Below are 16,533 nucleotides of genomic sequence, written 5' to 3'. Positions count from 1 at the left end.
CGGCTCAGCTTTCCGAGCCGCCGCCGGAGCCGACTTCCTTGGTCAGCCGCGTGATCTGGTCGGTGTTCTGCAACACTTCGTTGAGCAGTTCCTCGAACTTGTCGTTGCCGGCCATCTTGTTGCGCAGGTCGGCCAGCTTCTGGCGCGCCTCCAGCAGCTTGCGCAGCGGTTCCACCTGGTTCGCCACCGCTTCCGGCGTGAAATCGTCGAGGCTCTTGAAGTTCAGCTCCACGCCGACCTTCGAACCGTCGCCCTTGAGCTTGTTGTCCACCTGCATCTGCACGCGCGGCTTCATGCCCTTGAGCACGTCGTCGAAATTGTCCTTGTCGACATTGACGAACTTGCGCTCCTTCAGCTTCGCCAGCGGCTCGGCCGGCTGGCCGCTGAAATCGCCAATCACGCCGGCGACAAACGGCAGTTCCTTCTTTTCGATCGCATCGCCCACTTCCACGTCGTAGGTGAGTTGCACGCGCGGTGCGCGCACGCGATCCAGCTTGTGCTGCGTGCTTTCTTTTTTGGCCATGACGATTCCCCGGCAGTTGGGCGACGCCCGTTGCGCGAATGCGCAACGGCGATGGCAGAGAAGTCTAGGAAGCCGCCGGGCGCGAGAGAATTAGCCGTACGGCCAGTCGGTGGCCTATGACTTTGGGGGTGGTATACCTTTCCGTACCATCCAGTTGGCCTTGCGCGCGCAGCGCAAGGCCAACGACCGTTCCAACCAGAGCCGTTCTCGCGGAGTTTCCCCATGCCACGCATCGACCCGAACCAGCTGAGCCTACGTACAGGCTCCAACTATCCCCAACCCTACGCCCCGCAAGCCGCCGGGCGCAGCAAGCTGGCGCTCGGCAACGCCGGCGGCCTGACCGATTTCGGCGTCAACCTCAGCCGGCTGCCACCCGGCGCCTGGTCCAGCCAGCGCCACTGGCACTCGCACGAGGATGAATTCGTCTATCTGCTGTCCGGCGAACTGAGCCTGATCACCGATGCCGGCGAACAAGTCCTGCATGCCGGCGATTGCGCTGCATTTCCGAAAAACGCGCCCGACGGGCATCACTTGATCAATCGTGGCACCGAGACGGCGGTGTATCTGGAGATCGGCAGCCGCTCCGACGCCGATGTGTGCACGTACCCGGATATCGATCTGTGTGCGGATGAACGAGGCTATACGCACAAGGACGGAACGCCGTATCCGCGGTGAGCGCAACGCATTGCCTCCTGCCATTTCAGCAGAGGAGGCAACAGGGTCACTCCCCAGGTATCCCCACCCGATCGCGGATCGAGGCGAGCACGGTGCTGTCGCGGACCACTTCGCTGAGCCATGCGTCGAGCGGTGTGTTGGCCCAGGCCACCGCCTTCTCCAGCATGTAGGCGACCGGGTTGTGCGGTTCGGTACGGCGGAAGAACACTGCGATGTCGCTGATCGCGCGCAGTGCCGCTTCCTTGCTGGCGGCACTGTTGCCGGAGAGATCCAGGGTCAGACCGCCGCCCGCGGTCATGCCGGCAGGCATCGAGGCGAGCGGGCTGGCGGCCAGCTGATCATCGCCCGCGTCGGCGGCAGCGCTGCCGCCGACGCCCTTGGCCTGCGCCGCCTTGCCGACCAGCTGGCGGATCCGTTTCAGCGCGTCTTCCACTGCTGCCAGTGAAGGCGCGGCACGACCGAGCCGGGTATCGGCGATGCGCTTGAAGACATCGAATGTGGCCAGTGCGGCATCGGCTTGCTCCAGCATGCGCAACACCACCTCGCCGGTGGATTCCAGCATCGCCTTGTCGAATGCGTCGCCGCTAAGCCGGCCTTCGTCCAGCGCCGCCTTGTGTGCCTCCTGGTTCTGTCGCGCCAGATTGTCGACCTCGCGCGAGTCCTGCCAGGACAGCAAGGTCATCGGCTTGGCGCTGCTGGTCAACGGCACCTTGCGCAACGCATCGCTGGCATAGATGTTGAACCAGGCGAGCTTGGCCGCGCGCTCTTCCGGATCGTCGCCATCGAGTTCCGGAAACAGGCCTTCCCACTGGTTTTCCAGCAGGCCGTTGAGCAGTTCGAACGACTGCGCGGCACCGGCCAGGCCTTCCATCGAGATCAGCGCCTCGCCCAGCCAGACGGCCATCTGCAGATCCTTGCTCTGCTTGGTCAGCACGTCGCTGGCGAGGCGGGTCACCAAGCGCCAGTCGGCGATTTTCAGATCGGTCTGCCATTCGCCCTGGCGCAGGTTGGGATCGTCGGCGCGACGTGCCTCGCGCACGCGATCGTAGACATCACTGAAACTCACGTCCTCGCCACAAGGGCGGTCGGGTGAGATAGGCGCCAGCAGTTCGGTGATATCGATGCTCATGGTGTTCTCCCTGCGGAGCTCGGTGGTCCGCCCCAGATTCAATTCGGTCGTGGTTCAATTCGGTCGCTGTCGGTTCGGTCGTGGTCTATTCGATGATGGCGCTCGGCATCGTCACCGGCGTATTGCGTGCGCTCAGGTACTGTTTCATCGCATCGGACAGATCGACGCCGAGAAATACCTGCGCCTGACTGAAGCCGACGTCGCGCAGACGTCCGGTGATGTCGGCCCACTGCAGCGGGGTGTACGAATCGCGAAAATCCGCCAGCACGAAGCTGTGCGAGCCGCCGGCAAAATCCTTCAACAATTGCAGGAAACCGTCCTGTCCCGAGTAGAGCTTGGTCAGCACCAGCGGTTCGGGCGCGGCAGGCGCAGCCGCACCGGCTGCGCTGGCGGAACCGGCCGGCACCAGCGCCACTTCGGCAGGCGCTGGCTGCTCCAGACTGATGCGCAGGCTGGCCTGCAGGCAATTGGTCGGCGACCAGAACACCGCGACCTTCGATTCGGCCAGCGACTGCGCCTTGCTGCTGGCGCTGTAGCTGTGATCCTTGCAATCGATCTGCAGCACGGTGCCGAGTGCGCCTTCGGTCAGGCTGCCGAGCTGGCTCGGTCCGGTGAAACTGAAACTGCCAACCAGGAACGGCTGATCGGTATTCAAGGTCGGCTGCGCCTGGCTCTGCGCAGCCATCATCGACTGGAAACCCGGCGTCAGCGGCAGCGCGATGCCACCGACCTTGATCGGCGTGTGCTCCTTCTCGCTGACGAACGGCGCCAGCCAGTCGTTGACGAAGGCGTTGAGCTTGCCCTGGGCGCCATACAGCGCCGCCATCTGCTGCTCGGGCGGCAACTGCTTCAGCGGCGTCACCACGCCATCGTTCCAGCGCTGCTGCACGTAGGCCGCGGCGCGTTGCAAGGTGAGGTACAGCAGCAGGTGCGAAGGGCCCTGCACCACCGACCACGCGCCCAGGTCGTCACCCATGAACTTTGCCGCATAACTGTCGTCGGGACGGTCGACCGACTGCAGCAAGGTGGCGTATTCGGAGGCCGGCGGTTGCGTCGGCGCCCCCTTCGCACGATAGATATCGGCCACGATCTGGTACAGGTTCTGCTCGCCGCCCTGCGCCTGCAGGCGCAGATAGCCGTTGGCGAACAAGGCCTGCTGCTTGTCCAGCACGTCGCGGCGCGTATCCAGCATCGCCAGCAGCCAGGTCGGCGGGGTCAGCTTGGCGCTGCTGAACCAGCCACCCACGGTATGCCCGAGAAACGCGCCGAACGGTTTCCAGCCGCCCCAGCCCGCGGCCTTGGTCTGCGCCCAGGCCTGGTGCCAGCGCAATGACAGTGGCAACTGCAGCGGCAGGCTCAGCAGGTTGTGCTGCACGCTGTCAAAAAAAAAGCGGTATGGATTGTCGTTGCCGGCCGCGCGCGTCGCCAGTTCATCGGTGTGTCCCTTCCACAGGTTCACGCCGTCGAAGAAGCGGCTCTGGAATTGCGCCCAAGCATGGAAATAACTGGTGAAGTAGGCACTGCGAAAGCCGTCAGCCAGACTTTTTTTTTCCGCCAGGGTGTCGCCGATGGTGTCGGTCATCGGCGACACCACGCCGTTCCAGGTTTCCACGGTATAGGCACCGGAGATCGTCGGCAGGCTGCCAGCGTCCACGCCGACCAGGCGATCCGCCGGCAGCCAGTCATCCTGCAGGCGCGGACCGGTCATGCGTGCATCGGCCCACACTTCCAGATCCTGCGGGCGCGGCGTGTAGGCGGTCAGCAAGCGCTGCAGTTCGCCCTGCAGGCGATGCTCCTCATCGTCCAGCACGGCGCCTTTCTGCCAGCGCAGGTAGCCGAGGTAGGTGGTGAGCAACGCATCCGCGTTGTCGCGGTCGCGGCGCGTATCCGCATCGGCGGTGAAGAACGGCGCGAACAGCCGTGAGCGCGGGTCGAACACCACGTTGTACGGCACTTCGCTGTCGAGACAACTGGCGCCACGGCCACGGCAATGCTGCAGGATGCGCAGGCGCTGGGTGATCGCCAGCACGTGCTCGATGCCGACATGGCCATTGGCCATGTCGCTGTCCAGCATCTGGTCATAGGGCGCCAGGATCAGGCTGGAAAAATCGCCCACCACTTCCTGCTTGAGTTCCTCGATATCGCGATCGGAACGGCGCAGGCCGAAACCCAGCTGGCTCTTGTCGGTGCTCGCCTCCAGTTGCTCGATGGTGCGGCCACAAGCCGCCACCCAGCCGATGCGCCCGCTGGCGCCGGCATTCTCGCGACCTTGGCAAGCCGCCCGCGTCTGCGCCAGCAATTGCGCATCGTCGGTGCGCGCCTGGCTGAGGCCATAGGTGAGATAAGCGGACAGACCCAGCAAGGCTGCGACGCCGAGTGCGGCAACGCCCATCCGTCCGGCGCTCCCCTTCAAACTGGGCATCGCCAACGGTTGATCGGCCGGCAGGAAGCGTGTGAACAGGTCGGCGACAAACGCACCCGCTGGCGTATCCGGGCCCGGACCACCGGCGAAGTACAGGCCGCGCCAGCGCGGCGTGCGCTGGAACGGATTGTCTTCCAGCAGCAGGCTGACGAACTTGCGCAGGCCGCCTTGCAGGCGCGTGATCGACTGCACGAACTCGAACACGCCGCGTCGCCCCTTGACTTCGTGCTGCGTCGCCAGCGCGGTGAGCCGCAGTGCATGCAGGCGTTCGGCCATCGGCGCGAACAGGCTGTCGAACTTCGTGCTGGTACCGGCGCTGACCGCTTCGTTCTCCGGCAGGCGCCAGCCCATCGCCTGGGCGAACGCCTCGGCCGGCACCGCGGCACGGAAGGCGCCGTAGCCCGTCAACGCCTCCAGCCCGGTGACCAGTACATACACCGGCAGCTGGATCTGCAGGTGCTCCATGCTTTCGTCGACCAGCCGGCGCAGGCGCATGCTGACATCCTTCAGCGCGTCGCCATTGCCGAGCAGGCTGCGCGCACCGATGCACACCACGATGCCGTTGAGCGGCAGCTGGTCGCGCTCGCTGGCCAGCTGCATCAACGCCTGGTACCACAGGCCGCGCTCGGTGCGCGCCGAGGCGTCGCAGACCAGCTGCGGACTGGTCTCGATCGCGATCATCGACTTGAAGAACCACCAGCGCCACACTGCGTCGGCATCGCCACCGGCCGGCGCGGGAAACGGCGAAGTGGTGCTCGCCGCCTGCAGCAGACCATGCACGCCGGCGTCGGCATCGCCGAGGAACAGCATCCATGGCACGCGGTACAGCGAATTGCGGCCACCGGCCATTTCCGGCGAGCGCTGGATCGCGTGCTTGGCCTCCTGGATGGCTGCACTCATCTTCGCCAGCGGTTCGCGCTCGTCATCCGGATTGCCCGGACCGAGGTCACCGATGCGCTGCCGCGCCCGACCCGCGCGCGAGTATTTGCGTGCGCCCTTGGTGAACCACCACAGCACCGCCAGCGCAGCGAGGCACAGCCCCAGCAACTGCCAGAAGCGCGGCGGCACGCCGGGAATCAGCGCCGGCGCGACGAACACGATCAGCACCAGCAGCACGATGCCGCCGAGTACATACAACGCGGGTCGGAACCAGGTCTTCTGAGTGAGGCTCATGGCAGTAGTCCTCAGTGCGCCGGTTCGGTCTGCATGGTCATGAAATCGGCCACAAACTTGTCGTCTGTGCGATTGGCTTCGATCGCCTGCTTGAGCAACGGCAGGTAATCCTTGGCCGGCTCAACGTCCGGCCGAAACCCGGTATAGATCGGCTTGGACGTGGTGACCACGGTGATCAGTTCCTGTCCGAACGGCGGCTCGACGGTGATCCAGCCACCGCCCTGCGCCAACTTGCCCACGTCGAACTGCTGGCTGGCCGGAATGATCTGCCCGCTGTGCGAATCGCGCGGATTCGGCAGGATGTGCACCACCTCACCTTCGACCGTGTAGTAGTCGACAAAGAGATAGCCATCGTGATTGGCCTGGGCGAGCTTGACCATCACCTGCTCGTCCTTGACGAAGCGGTCGCTGTGACCGGTGGTCGGCGTCACCGCGAGGCCGTCGTGGCGATCCAGGTTGCGCTGTCGGTACGGCGTGAGCAGCTTGACCACTTCGCAATGCGGCCAGATCAGTACCTTCACCTGATAGCTCGACGTCTTTACGCCCTTGATCGCGTCGATGTCGCTGTGCAGGCGCTCCAGATCCACCGGCTTGGAAACATAGCCGCTCACCGCGGTCACGCCATCCTTGTCCACCGTGGCGGAAAGATCGGCGCAGCTGTAGCCGGTGATTTCCTGATCCACCAGCTGCTGCACGCTGGGGCCGGCCACCCGCTCGGGCGACAGGAAGAACCACACCAGGTAGGCCAGCGGGATCAGTAGCGCCACCGCCACACCGATCTTCATCAGCAGTGCATCCCACTGTTTGGGATAGCGCGGACCCGACGGATCCTTCATCAGATACGGTTGCGGCGTGATCTGTTCCTCGCGCAGCGTATGCAGCGGCGCGGGCGCCACCGGCAACTGGCGACTGTTCAATTCCTTGACCTTGCCCAGCTCGCCGTGATCGCCGGTCTCGAAGTAGTACTGGCCGACGAAGCCGAGCAGCAGCGCGTGGTAGTACACCTCGCGCACCTCGTCATCGCCGCCCTTGAGGTTGGACAGGTGCTCGAAAAACTCGTTGCCGGCGTTATTGGTGTTGAACAGCGACACCTGCAGCGGACTGGCCTGGCTCCACCACGACGGATTGCGCGTGATGATCTCGTCGAACCAGGCGACCACTGCGAACGCCGCCGACTCCACCGCCGCGGACGGCTTGCCGGCCGTGAGCGCGGCACTGCGCGCCTGCTCGATCAGCGTACGTGCCTGTGTATAGGCCTCATCCACACTGCCCTGCGCCGTACCTGCAGCGATCTGTTCATCGATCGCCAGACCGAAGGAAAACAGTGGCGTGAAGTACTCGAGCATGCGCGCCATTGCGGTTACTCCTCCGCGCCCACGGGATACAGCTTGATCACCGTCTGCTCCGGCGGCAGGTCACAGAACACCGCCATGTTTCGCGCGTTGCGGATGTTCTGCCAGAACGGATGCCGGGTATCGACGAGGAAGTAGGTGGTGTTCGGGGTCTTCTGCGGCAGTTCCTCCGGCGGTACCGGCAGCAGGTCGATCTTCAGGCCGAACAGCGCAGCCTGCAGCAGGCGCGGCATCTCTTCGACCGAGCAGATCTTGCCGGTGCGCGACAGCCGTCCGAACAGGTCCTGCCCGTGCAGCTCGGATTCGAAGGCGAGATAGAAGCGCGTCTTGTCCGAGTCGAACAGGTTGGTCGGCAGCTCGGCCTTGTACAGCTTGCCGTCGTAGGTCAGCGTGATGCCCACCTCGGCACCCACGGTGAGCGCCTTGATCAGCGTCTCGGCGCGCTGGAACGCGATGCGGAAGCAGGCACGCAGATTGTCGTGGTCGTACGGCGGCAGCTCGGTCTCGGCTGGGTTGTCGCGCAGGCCGCCGGCGAAACTGATCTCCTCGGAGAACACCGAGAATTCGGCGACCAGCTCACGCAACTGCTGGTACAGCGGATACGGCCCGATCATGCTGACGCGCACGGTTTCCTGCAGGTCGGCGATGTAGCGCGCGAAGGTCTGCATCATCACCACGCGCATCACTTCCTGCGCACTGGTCGAGGCGGCGCGGATGCCGCGCTGGCGCTTCACACTGGAGAAATCGGCGCCGCGCGACACCAGCAGGTCGCGCAGGCTGCGCGTCCAGCGGCTGAGGTTGACCGAACCCTGCAGCGCCACCAGTGGCGGAATGTAGTCCGGCGACAACTTGAACCGACCGGGCCCGTTCGGCACGATCTCGGCGAACTTGTACGACTCGCACGCGGCGAGCAACGCGTCGGCACCTTCATCCAGGCTGCTGACGATCTGCGCCTGGTAGCCGAGGAAATCCACCTCGGCCGCCGGCGCCTGCGGATCGTACGGATCGACCCGCGACTCGCCGTCCAGCCGATGCCGCGCCGGCAGGCGGCTGCGTTCGTCGGCGCGGCCGAGGCCATCCAGCGTGCGTTCGCGCTTGAGCACCAGGTGCAGCGAGATCGGATCGTTGTTCGGCACGCTCAGTTCAAGCAGGCTGCGTTCGGGTACGCGTGCATTGCCGCCGCCCTCGGCGGTAGCCGCGACACCGCCGCTGATCAACTCGCCCTGCCGGGTCAGCAGCACGAAGCGCTCCAGCGTGGCCATGCCGGTGGCCAGTGCATCTTCGCGCAGCACCAGGGCTTCATAGCCCCAGTGGTACGGCGAAAACTGCCGGTGCAGCCGCAGCGCATACGCCTGCTGCCAGGCATCCTGCGCTTGCAGATGCTGTGGCGTGAGAAAGCCGCCCTGCGCCCAATGAACCTGCCGTGCTGCCTGCATGACTTGCGTCCTGTGTCAGTGTTGCGCTGCGTCGCTTACCACGCCTGTGCGCTTACTTCGAAACCGCGCCGCGCGAGTCCGACGAGCAGTCCGTCCTTGCCGGTGAGATGGATCGCGCCGACCGCGACAAAGCAGCCGCCTGCGCGCAGCAACGGCTCCAGTTCCTCGATCCAGCGTGCATTGCGTTGTTCGATCAGACAGTCGCGTGCATGCCGTTCGGCCAGCTGTGCCTTCGCGTCCAGCCCGTGCATGGCATCGATATCGGCGAGCCAGCCGGGTAGATCGCCGGCGCGATAGAACGCCAGCGCACGCTCGGTTTCCGCGCGCAGCTCTTCCGGATCGGCCAGCCGCTGCTGCAATACCGGCGCGTAGTCGGCCGGCGTGGTGCAGTCGAGCGCGGCGAGCTGATCTTCCAGCGTCTCCAGATGCACCAGCTTCAGGCCATGCCCGCGGGCGGTGTCTTCCACCACGCTGTCGATGCTGCGCTGTCGCGGATCGCCGGCGTTCTGCGCAGGCTCGTCCACGCCTTCCTCCAGCAGGGTCATCGCCACCCACGGCTTGAATCGGTTGAGCTGGACGCCGCTGTGCCCGGGCAGCAGGGTGACCAGCTCGATGAACTGGGTACCGCCGATCAGCATGGCCAGACTCTGATCCGGCGCCAGCAGGCGATAGCGGTCGTAACGCCGTTGCCATGCGGCATCGCCATCCACCTCGTTGACCAGGGTGTGCTGCGCCTGCACGGCATGGCGCACCCGTTCCGCATCCAGCCCCAGCTCGGCGGGCGATCCGATGTGGATCGTGCCGAACAGCAGGCTGTCCGGCGCACCGGGCTGCGGCGAGTGGATGCGGAACAGCACGCCGCGCGCGGCGCGCCAGTCGAAGTCATCGGTGGCCGCCACGGCAATGGCCGGCGACGGCGGCGCCACCTGCGATGATGAAGATGATGAAGATGCCGGACCCGTCCTCGCTAACGCTGTTGCCGCCGGCGAAGACGCCGATGTCGATGCGACCTGCAGCAGTGGCTGCGCCCACGCCAGCGAACCGGCCAGCAGGCCCACACACAGCAGGAGCAGGCCATGCCAGCCTCGCCACCGTGCCGCTGTGAGCGCCATTGTCATGGCCGTTTCCCTGTCGTGAATCATCAGCGATTCTCACGACGCCCCGCCGTAACGGCCATATCACGGAGAGCCTAGGCCGTTCGGGTTGGCGCAGATGTGTTGCTGCCGGCAGCCGCTGGGGCTATGTTGCTGCGGGCACGGACGTGTCGCGGCGGGAGTGCCGCGATGCCGCCACGGGGAACCGATATGCGGATACTGATCGCGGACGACCATCGGCTGATCGTCGAAGGCGTCAAAGTCAAACTCGCCGAACTCGGGACAGACACCGAGTTCACGGTGGCCATGGACGTGGACGAACTACGCCATTCGGTCCAGCACGACCCTGCGCCCGATCTGGCCCTGATCGACCTGACCATGCCCGGTGGCGACGGTCATGAACACCTGATCGAAACCATCCGCGGGTTGCCCGGTGTGCCGGTCATCGTTCTTTCCGGTTCGGAAGATCCGACCCTGATCAAGGAACTGCTGGCTATGGGTGTGCAGGGCTTCATCCCGAAAGCCTATTCGCCCGAAGTGATGCTGTCAGCGGTACGGCTGGTGCTGTGTGGCGGGGTCTACGTGCCGCCAATGCTGTTGCAGGAACTGGGCAACTTCGCCGGCGCAAACACTGCCCATGGCGAGCCGGCCGCGTCGCTGGAAGATCGGCTGCGCAAGTTGCTCACCGAACGGCAGATCGACGTGCTTCGACTGTTGTCGCAGGGCAAGCCGAACAAGGTGATCGCGCGCGATCTGGGTATCAGCGAAGGTACCGTCAAGATCCATCTGGCGGCGATCTTCCGTGCGCTCAACGTGCGTAACCGGGTCGAGGCGGTGGTGGCTTCACGGCGTATCAGCGGGCTCTGACGGCGACATCCCGCCGGGCCGATGTCTGTCACGACAGGTGTCATACAGCGCGCGGCCGTAAAGCGTATGCTTGCGTGGTCAGGATCTGAATGATCACGTGCGCATGGCGGCCGTATAGCCATCGGCTGCAAGGGAGTGGGTTCGTGGCGGGGAAACACAGTGCTGACAAACGGAAGTCCCATCACTCGTGGGTCACGTTCCGACGTGCCGCACTGGTGGTATTGCTGGCCCTGAACTGGCTCCCGCTCCATGCCGCAACCGCGCATGCCGGCAAGCCGCAGGCGGCGCTGACGTTCGGCATCCTGCCGATCGGCGGCCCCTCCGAATCGCTGGATGCCTGGCGGCCGATGCTGGACGACATGGGCAAGGCACTGCAACGGCCGATCCACAGCATTTCGGTAAGCACTTACGAAGGACTGGCCCAGGCCATGTCCGAGGAGCGCGTGGACATTGCCTTTGTCTCCGGCGTGCTGGCGCTGGACGCGGTCAACCATGACCGCATGCAAGTGATCGCCCAGCTCACCCGCGGCGACGGTTCGCGCGGCTACTACTCCGTGCTGTTGGTACAAAAGGACTCGCCGATCCGCACGCTGGATGACCTGTACCGTCAGCCCGGCCACTGGCGCTTCGCCCGCGGCGAAGCGCTGTCGACTTCGGGCTACCTGGTTCCCGAGACCCAGCTGTTCGCCAGTCACAAGCTCGATTCGGACACCTTCTTCGCCAACGTGGTGGTGAACAACCACCAGAACAATGCGCTGTCGGTGGCGAACGGCGAAGTGGATGTGGCGACCAACAATACCGCCGACCTGGAACGCTTCGCCCAGCACTTCCCCGAACAATATGCGCGCCTGCGCATCCTGTGGAAATCGACCCTGATTCCGCATGCCGTCATCATCGTGCGCAAGGACCTGGCGCCACAGCTGCGCACGGCGATCGTGGACTTCATCACCCACTACGCCAAGACCGGCCCGAATGCGGCAGCCGAGCTGGGCAGGCTGAAGCTGATCCACGACATCAGCGGCTTCGCGCCGGCCGGCGATGCCATGCTGGCGCCGTTCGCCGATGTCGACTACACGCTGGAGCGGCGCCGCGCACTCAGTGCGCAATGGGTCAATGACGCCGCCATGCAGGCACGCCTGCAGAAAATCGAGTACGACCACCAGCAGCTGCTGCATAAGCTCAAGGCCAACTCGTCGATGGATCTGCCCAATCACGGCGACCAGCCCTGAATCAACGCGTCCCATCGATCCTGCGATTGCCACGCCTGCGAACTTGTCGAACCTACTGGCCTGCCGTGTGGTTCCCCCTGCCGCCATAGCGCATCCGAGGTATGGCATCGCCAGGCGCACGCGCCAATCATGGTCGACATCCTCACGCATGGAAATCCGCCATGACGTCACGCCATGTTGCGTCACTCCGCTCGTTCGCCCGGTTCACGCTGGGCCTGCTGCTTGCCGGCAGCGGTGCGCTGCTGGCGCAAGGATTGCCGCCAACGGCTGCCAGTGCGGCAACCAGCGCGAGTGCCAGTCCAGTCGGCGCCGATGCGCTCGGCCAACCGTTCGTGACGAAATACGCGCGCTTCCAGCCGGTGCCGTTCGACACGCTGCCTGGCTGGAGCACCGATACGCTGCGCGCGAGCCTCGACGTGTTCAGCCGCAGCTGCAAGGTGCTGTCGCGCAAGAGTGCGTGGAGCCAGGCCTGCGCCGAGTTGAGCGCGACCGATGCCAGCAGCGATGACTCCGCACGACATTTCTTCGAAGCGCATTTTCAGGTCTATCAGGTGATGAATCCGGACGCCAGCGCCGACGGCCGCATCACCGGCTATTACGAACCAAAGCTGGATGGCAGCAGTACGCGCACCGCGCAATTCCGCTTTCCGGTATACGGCACCCCGCGCGACCTGTACCAGCTCGATGCGCGCTCGCTGAGTGGCGCCAGCCGCCAGTGGTTCCGCGCCGAGGACGGCCATCTGCTCGCCGCTGCGCCGAACACCGCCGATGCGCATGAATACGAACTCGCGCTCGACAACGATATGCCAGGGATGGCCGACAAGCGCTATCGCGTGCGTATCGACGGCGATCGCATCGTGCCCTACTACAACCGCCAGCAGATCGAGGCGCAGGGCATCGATGCGCCGGTGCTGGCCTGGGTCGACGACGCCTATGCGCTGTATTCGATGCAGGTACAGGGCTCGGGCAAGATCAAACTGGAAGATGGGCGGCTGGTGCGCGTGGCCTATGCCGAACAGAACGGCCAGCCGTTCCTGCCGAACGCGTCGTCCAGCGATACCGCCCTGGCCAGCAGCGCGATCAAGACCCGCGGCCTGCGGCTCGGCGCCGCCAGCGCCGCGGACGAAGCGGCCAACGCGCCGAGCGAGGATGTCACCTCGATCATCGCGCAGCTCAAGCAGGGCGGTGGCAGCACACCGGTCCCCACCGCGCCGGCAGCTGCAACGCGCACAAACAGCCAACACGCCGCGCCGGTCGAAAGCAACGCCGACCGCGCAGGCAATGCGCAGGTGCAGGCGATCATCGCCCAACTCCAGCACGGCAGCGGCAACGCATCCGCCAGCGCGCCGTCACCGATGCCGGCAACCGCGCCCACGGCGGCGCCGAAGGCTCACGATCCGCAGGTGCAAGCCATGATCGCGCAGCTACTCGGCAAGGCGCCGCCGCCCGCGGCTGCCGGCGCCACCTCGCGACGCGACGATCCACCCGGCGACAACAGCCGGATCAGTGGCAGCGACGCCGCGCGCGTGGCCGCCGATCCGCATCACCGCGGCGCGGCGAAGCACCTCGCCGCCAGCAGCAGCGGCGCTGGCAGTGTCAGCGGCATCGGCGACCCCAGCTACGTGTTCTTCCGGGTCATTCCCGACGGACCGCAGGGGCCGCTCGGTGCACTTGGCGTCCCGCTCACCGCCGGTCGCTCGCTGGCCGTCGATCCGCGCACCACCCCGCTCGGCGCGCCGGTCTTCATCACCACCGCCGCGCCCGGCGGTGCCGGCAGTCTCGACCGCCTGATGTTTGCGCAGGACACCGGCGGCGCGATCCGCGGCAGCGTGCGCGGCGATTTCTTCTGGGGCTTCGGCGACGACGCCGGCAGCATGGCCGCCTCGATGAATGCGAATGGCCGCATGTGGCTGCTGCTGCCGAAGGGGCTCACGCTCGGCGCGCTGAATCCGAAAGTACGCACACGCGGCCTCGACAGCGCCGCTGCCGCACCGGATTGCGTCATCCCGGATGACGAGAGCTGCGTGGAGAACTGATCGAGTCCCGTCGATATGGCTTTGCCAGCCAAGGAGTACGTCCATGTCCAACAACATCACCGGCCAGAACCTGCGGCTGCACTGGACGGATTTCATCGGCCATGTTCCACAAAACCGGCCGGCCAACCAGGTCGCCTTCACGTCAGCCTCGTACAGCATCAATTTCGGCATCGCGCAGGCCTATGCGTCGATCGGCATGCGCGTGCCCAACGCGCAGAACGATCTGGGCTTCGTGGTCAGCAACCTGCAGATCAAGGTGACGTTGAACCGTCACCTGATGTGGTCGGTGACCAGTGCGCAGACACCCGAACTGCTGGCTCACGAACAGGGTCACTACGATATCGTGGCGCTGACGATGAGCGACCTGTTCAACGACCTGCTCAGTCCGCCCACGGTCATGGCCACGGAAAACGACGTGAGGGATTTCGCGAGAGCACTGCAGACCGAGGCGGCGCGTCGCATTGACGCGATGGAGAGTTCCGCGGCGGGCGATGGACTCTACGACCAGCAAACCAATCACAGCTTGAATCAGCCACTGCAGGCTCACTGGGACAGCGCTTTCGCCCTCGCGCGGCCACCGACCGGCCTGCGTTTCGATCTCGCCCTGGGAACGCAGAACATCACACCGTAGGTGTCGCGGAAACAACCGGGACGCCATACGTACTACACCCTTCGTGGAATAGAGCGCGCCGGCCGGCTGACCGAGACTCTGTGGACCGCGGCGCGATTGCCGCGACGACGGTCGTGGCCATGCTCGACGAACTGCTGCCCTACTACGAAAACGAGCTGACCAGCCTGCGCTCGCTGTCGAAGGAGTTCGCCGCACGCTATCCCAAGATCGCCGCACGACTGTCGCTGGAAGGCGATGTCTGCGAAGACCCGCACGTGGAACGCCTGATCGAGTCGTTCGCCTTCATCGCCTCGCGCATCCACAAGAAGCTGGACGACGATTTCCCGCAGATCACCGAAGCGCTGCTATCGGTGCTGTACCCGCATTACCTGCGACCAGTGCCGTCGATGTCGATCGCGCAGCTGGCACCGGCGCCGGGTGCCGAGCTGACGGCGATGCAGCAGGTGCCGATCGGCACCCAACTGCTGACCCGGGCGATCCAGGGCATGCCGGTACGTTATCGCACGGCGTATCCGGTCGAGGTGTGGCCGCTGCAGGTGACCGACGCGGCATTCGAATCGGTCGAACGTTCGGCGTTCGCCGTGCGCAGCGCCGACGTGGCCGCCAGCGTGCGGGTCCGCATCGAGGTGATCGGCAAGACCACCTTCGCCGCGCTGGACCCGCACCAGCTGCGCTTCTACCTGGACGGCGAGAGCCCGCTGGTACATGCACTGCATGAGCTCCTGCTCAACAGCGTGGAGTCGGTCAGCGTGGTGGCGCCGGACGGTCAGCCGCAGGTACCTCCGCTACGACTGCCGGATGACTGCATACACGCGGTCGGCTTCGATCTCGATGAGGGTCTGCTCGACTACGACCCGCGCAGCTTCCTCGGCTATCGCCTGCTGCAGGAATACTTCACCCTGCCGGAAAAATTCCTGTTCATCGACATCGGTGGCCTCGACCTGAAGCGCTTCGGCACGGCGATCGAACTGCGCATCGCCTTGCGCTCGTTCGGACGTCCGGAACGCACCGCGCGGATGGAACAGACCGTGGGGCGCGACACCTTCCGGCTGCATTGCACGCCGATCGTCAACCTGTTCACGCAGCAGGCCGAACCGATCCGGGTCAGCCAGGAACTGAGCCAGTACCCGGTGATCCCGGATGTGCGCCGGCCGCTGGGGCTGGAGGTGTATTCGATCGACCATGTGCAGCGGCTGGTACGCAGCGGCGAAGCCAGCACGGGCAGCGAGTTCCTGCCGTTCTTCTCGACCAAGCATGGCCTGGGCGGCGACGACAGCGGGTGCTACTGGTATGCGCAACGGTTGCCATCCGCGCGACCGAACGACGACGGCACCGAAGTGGCAATCGCGCTGGTGGATCGCCAGATGGATCCGCGCGTGCCGGTGGTGGAAACCCTCTCCATCGCGCTGACCTGCACCAACCGCGACCTGCCCTCGCAGCTGCCGTTCGGTGGCGAGGAGAGCGTGCTGCAGGTGGAGGATGGCGGCGTGATCGCGCGGGCACGACTGCTGAAGAAGCCGACGCCGACCTGGCGCGCGCCGATGCGCATGGCCAACCAGTGGCGGCTGATCTCGCACCTGTCGCTGAACCATCTTTCGATCATCGAGGGTGGCCGCGATGCGCTGCTGGAAATTCTCAGCCTGTACAACTTTGCCGAGTCGGCCACGCTGCGCAAGCAGATCGCCGGCATCGTCGCGGTCAGCAGCCAGCCGTCGCTGAGCCGGGTCGGCAAGGCGCCGCGGCAATCGTTCGTGCGCGGCACCGATATCGAACTGACCTTCGACGAGGAGCAGTACGTGGGCTCGGGCGCCTACCTGCTCGCGCGCGTGCTTGAGCTGTTCTTCGGCCTGTACTGCACGGCCAATTCCTATACGCGGCTGACCGCGCGCAGCGTGCAGCGTGAGGAACCACTGGCAGCGTTCGCGCCGCGTGCCGGCGCACAGGCGCTGATCTGATGAGCATGATC

At 65.3% G+C, this 16,533-nt stretch carries 12 protein-coding genes and 1 pseudogene; 7 read left to right on the top strand and 6 right to left on the bottom strand.

The annotated features are described in order from the left end of the window. Positions 1-4: 4 nt before the first annotated feature. Positions 5-523: a type VI secretion system contractile sheath small subunit gene (tssB, locus tag B0E48_RS13510; RefSeq protein WP_077518661.1), complete on the bottom strand. Its 519-nt coding sequence runs from the start codon at positions 521-523 to the stop codon at positions 5-7. Between the two features lie 222 nt (positions 524-745). On the opposite strand from tssB, the gene B0E48_RS13505 reads away from it, so the two are divergent. Next, the gene (locus B0E48_RS13505; RefSeq protein ID WP_077518660.1) at positions 746-1,198 is read left to right on the top strand and encodes a cupin domain-containing protein; all 453 of its coding nucleotides are present in this window, start codon (positions 746-748) and stop codon (positions 1,196-1,198) included. A gap of 46 nt (positions 1,199-1,244) precedes the next feature. Here B0E48_RS13505 and tssA read toward each other — a convergent pair whose 3' ends face one another. The 5 genes from tssA to B0E48_RS13480 all read right to left on the bottom strand — a co-directional run bounded on the left by tssA (position 1,245) and on the right by B0E48_RS13480 (position 9,828). Beyond that, the gene (tssA, locus tag B0E48_RS13500) at positions 1,245-2,327 is read right to left on the bottom strand and encodes a type VI secretion system protein TssA (RefSeq protein WP_077518659.1); all 1,083 of its coding nucleotides are present in this window, start codon (positions 2,325-2,327) and stop codon (positions 1,245-1,247) included. Between the two features lie 85 nt (positions 2,328-2,412). Beyond that, positions 2,413-5,922 carry a type VI secretion protein IcmF/TssM N-terminal domain-containing protein gene (locus tag B0E48_RS13495; RefSeq protein ID WP_077518658.1) on the bottom strand — a complete coding sequence of 1,170 codons (3,510 nt, stop codon included), beginning with the start codon at positions 5,920-5,922 and terminating at the stop codon, positions 2,413-2,415. 11 nt (positions 5,923-5,933) lie between these two features. After that, on the bottom strand, positions 5,934-7,277 hold the full coding sequence (locus B0E48_RS13490) for a DotU family type IV/VI secretion system protein (RefSeq protein ID WP_077518657.1): 1,344 nt from the start codon (positions 7,275-7,277) through the stop codon (positions 5,934-5,936). A 5-nt stretch (positions 7,278-7,282) separates the two neighbouring features. Beyond that, a complete protein-coding gene (gene tssK, locus B0E48_RS13485) occupies positions 7,283-8,710 on the bottom strand; it encodes a type VI secretion system baseplate subunit TssK (protein WP_077518656.1) in 1,428 nt (475 codons plus the stop codon). 35 nt (positions 8,711-8,745) lie between these two features. Next, the gene (locus B0E48_RS13480) at positions 8,746-9,828 is read right to left on the bottom strand and encodes a TraB/GumN family protein (RefSeq protein ID WP_168170367.1); all 1,083 of its coding nucleotides are present in this window, start codon (positions 9,826-9,828) and stop codon (positions 8,746-8,748) included. A gap of 186 nt (positions 9,829-10,014) precedes the next feature. On the opposite strand from B0E48_RS13480, the gene B0E48_RS13475 reads away from it, so the two are divergent. The 6 genes and pseudogenes from B0E48_RS13475 (at position 10,015) to tssF (ending at position 16,522) form a co-directional block, all read left to right on the top strand. Continuing rightward, on the top strand, positions 10,015-10,671 hold the full coding sequence (locus B0E48_RS13475; RefSeq protein WP_077518654.1) for a response regulator transcription factor: 657 nt from the start codon (positions 10,015-10,017) through the stop codon (positions 10,669-10,671). Between the two features lie 143 nt (positions 10,672-10,814). After that, positions 10,815-11,900 carry a phosphate/phosphite/phosphonate ABC transporter substrate-binding protein gene (gene phnD / locus B0E48_RS13470; RefSeq protein WP_254423966.1) on the top strand — a complete coding sequence of 362 codons (1,086 nt, stop codon included), beginning with the start codon at positions 10,815-10,817 and terminating at the stop codon, positions 11,898-11,900. Between the two features lie 572 nt (positions 11,901-12,472). Next, a pseudogene (locus B0E48_RS18195) lies at positions 12,473-12,925 on the top strand (MltA domain-containing protein); the annotation flags it as partial. Positions 12,926-13,255: 330 nt separating this feature from the next. Beyond that, positions 13,256-13,936 carry a 3D domain-containing protein gene (locus B0E48_RS18095; RefSeq protein WP_343124609.1) on the top strand — a complete coding sequence of 227 codons (681 nt, stop codon included), beginning with the start codon at positions 13,256-13,258 and terminating at the stop codon, positions 13,934-13,936. 43 nt (positions 13,937-13,979) lie between these two features. Further along, positions 13,980-14,567: a hypothetical protein gene (locus tag B0E48_RS13460; RefSeq protein WP_077518652.1), complete on the top strand. Its 588-nt coding sequence runs from the start codon at positions 13,980-13,982 to the stop codon at positions 14,565-14,567. 119 nt (positions 14,568-14,686) lie between these two features. After that, positions 14,687-16,522, top strand: a complete 1,836-nt coding sequence (gene tssF / locus B0E48_RS13455) for a type VI secretion system baseplate subunit TssF (protein ID WP_077518695.1) — start codon at positions 14,687-14,689, stop codon at positions 16,520-16,522. Positions 16,523-16,533: the final 11 nt, after the last annotated feature.

The sequence above is a fragment of the Rhodanobacter sp. C03 genome (genome assembly GCF_002001175.1).
Classification (GTDB): domain Bacteria; phylum Pseudomonadota; class Gammaproteobacteria; order Xanthomonadales; family Rhodanobacteraceae; genus Rhodanobacter.
Note: the sequence above shows the minus strand (reverse complement) of the source record. Positions and strands in the feature narration are given on the sequence as shown.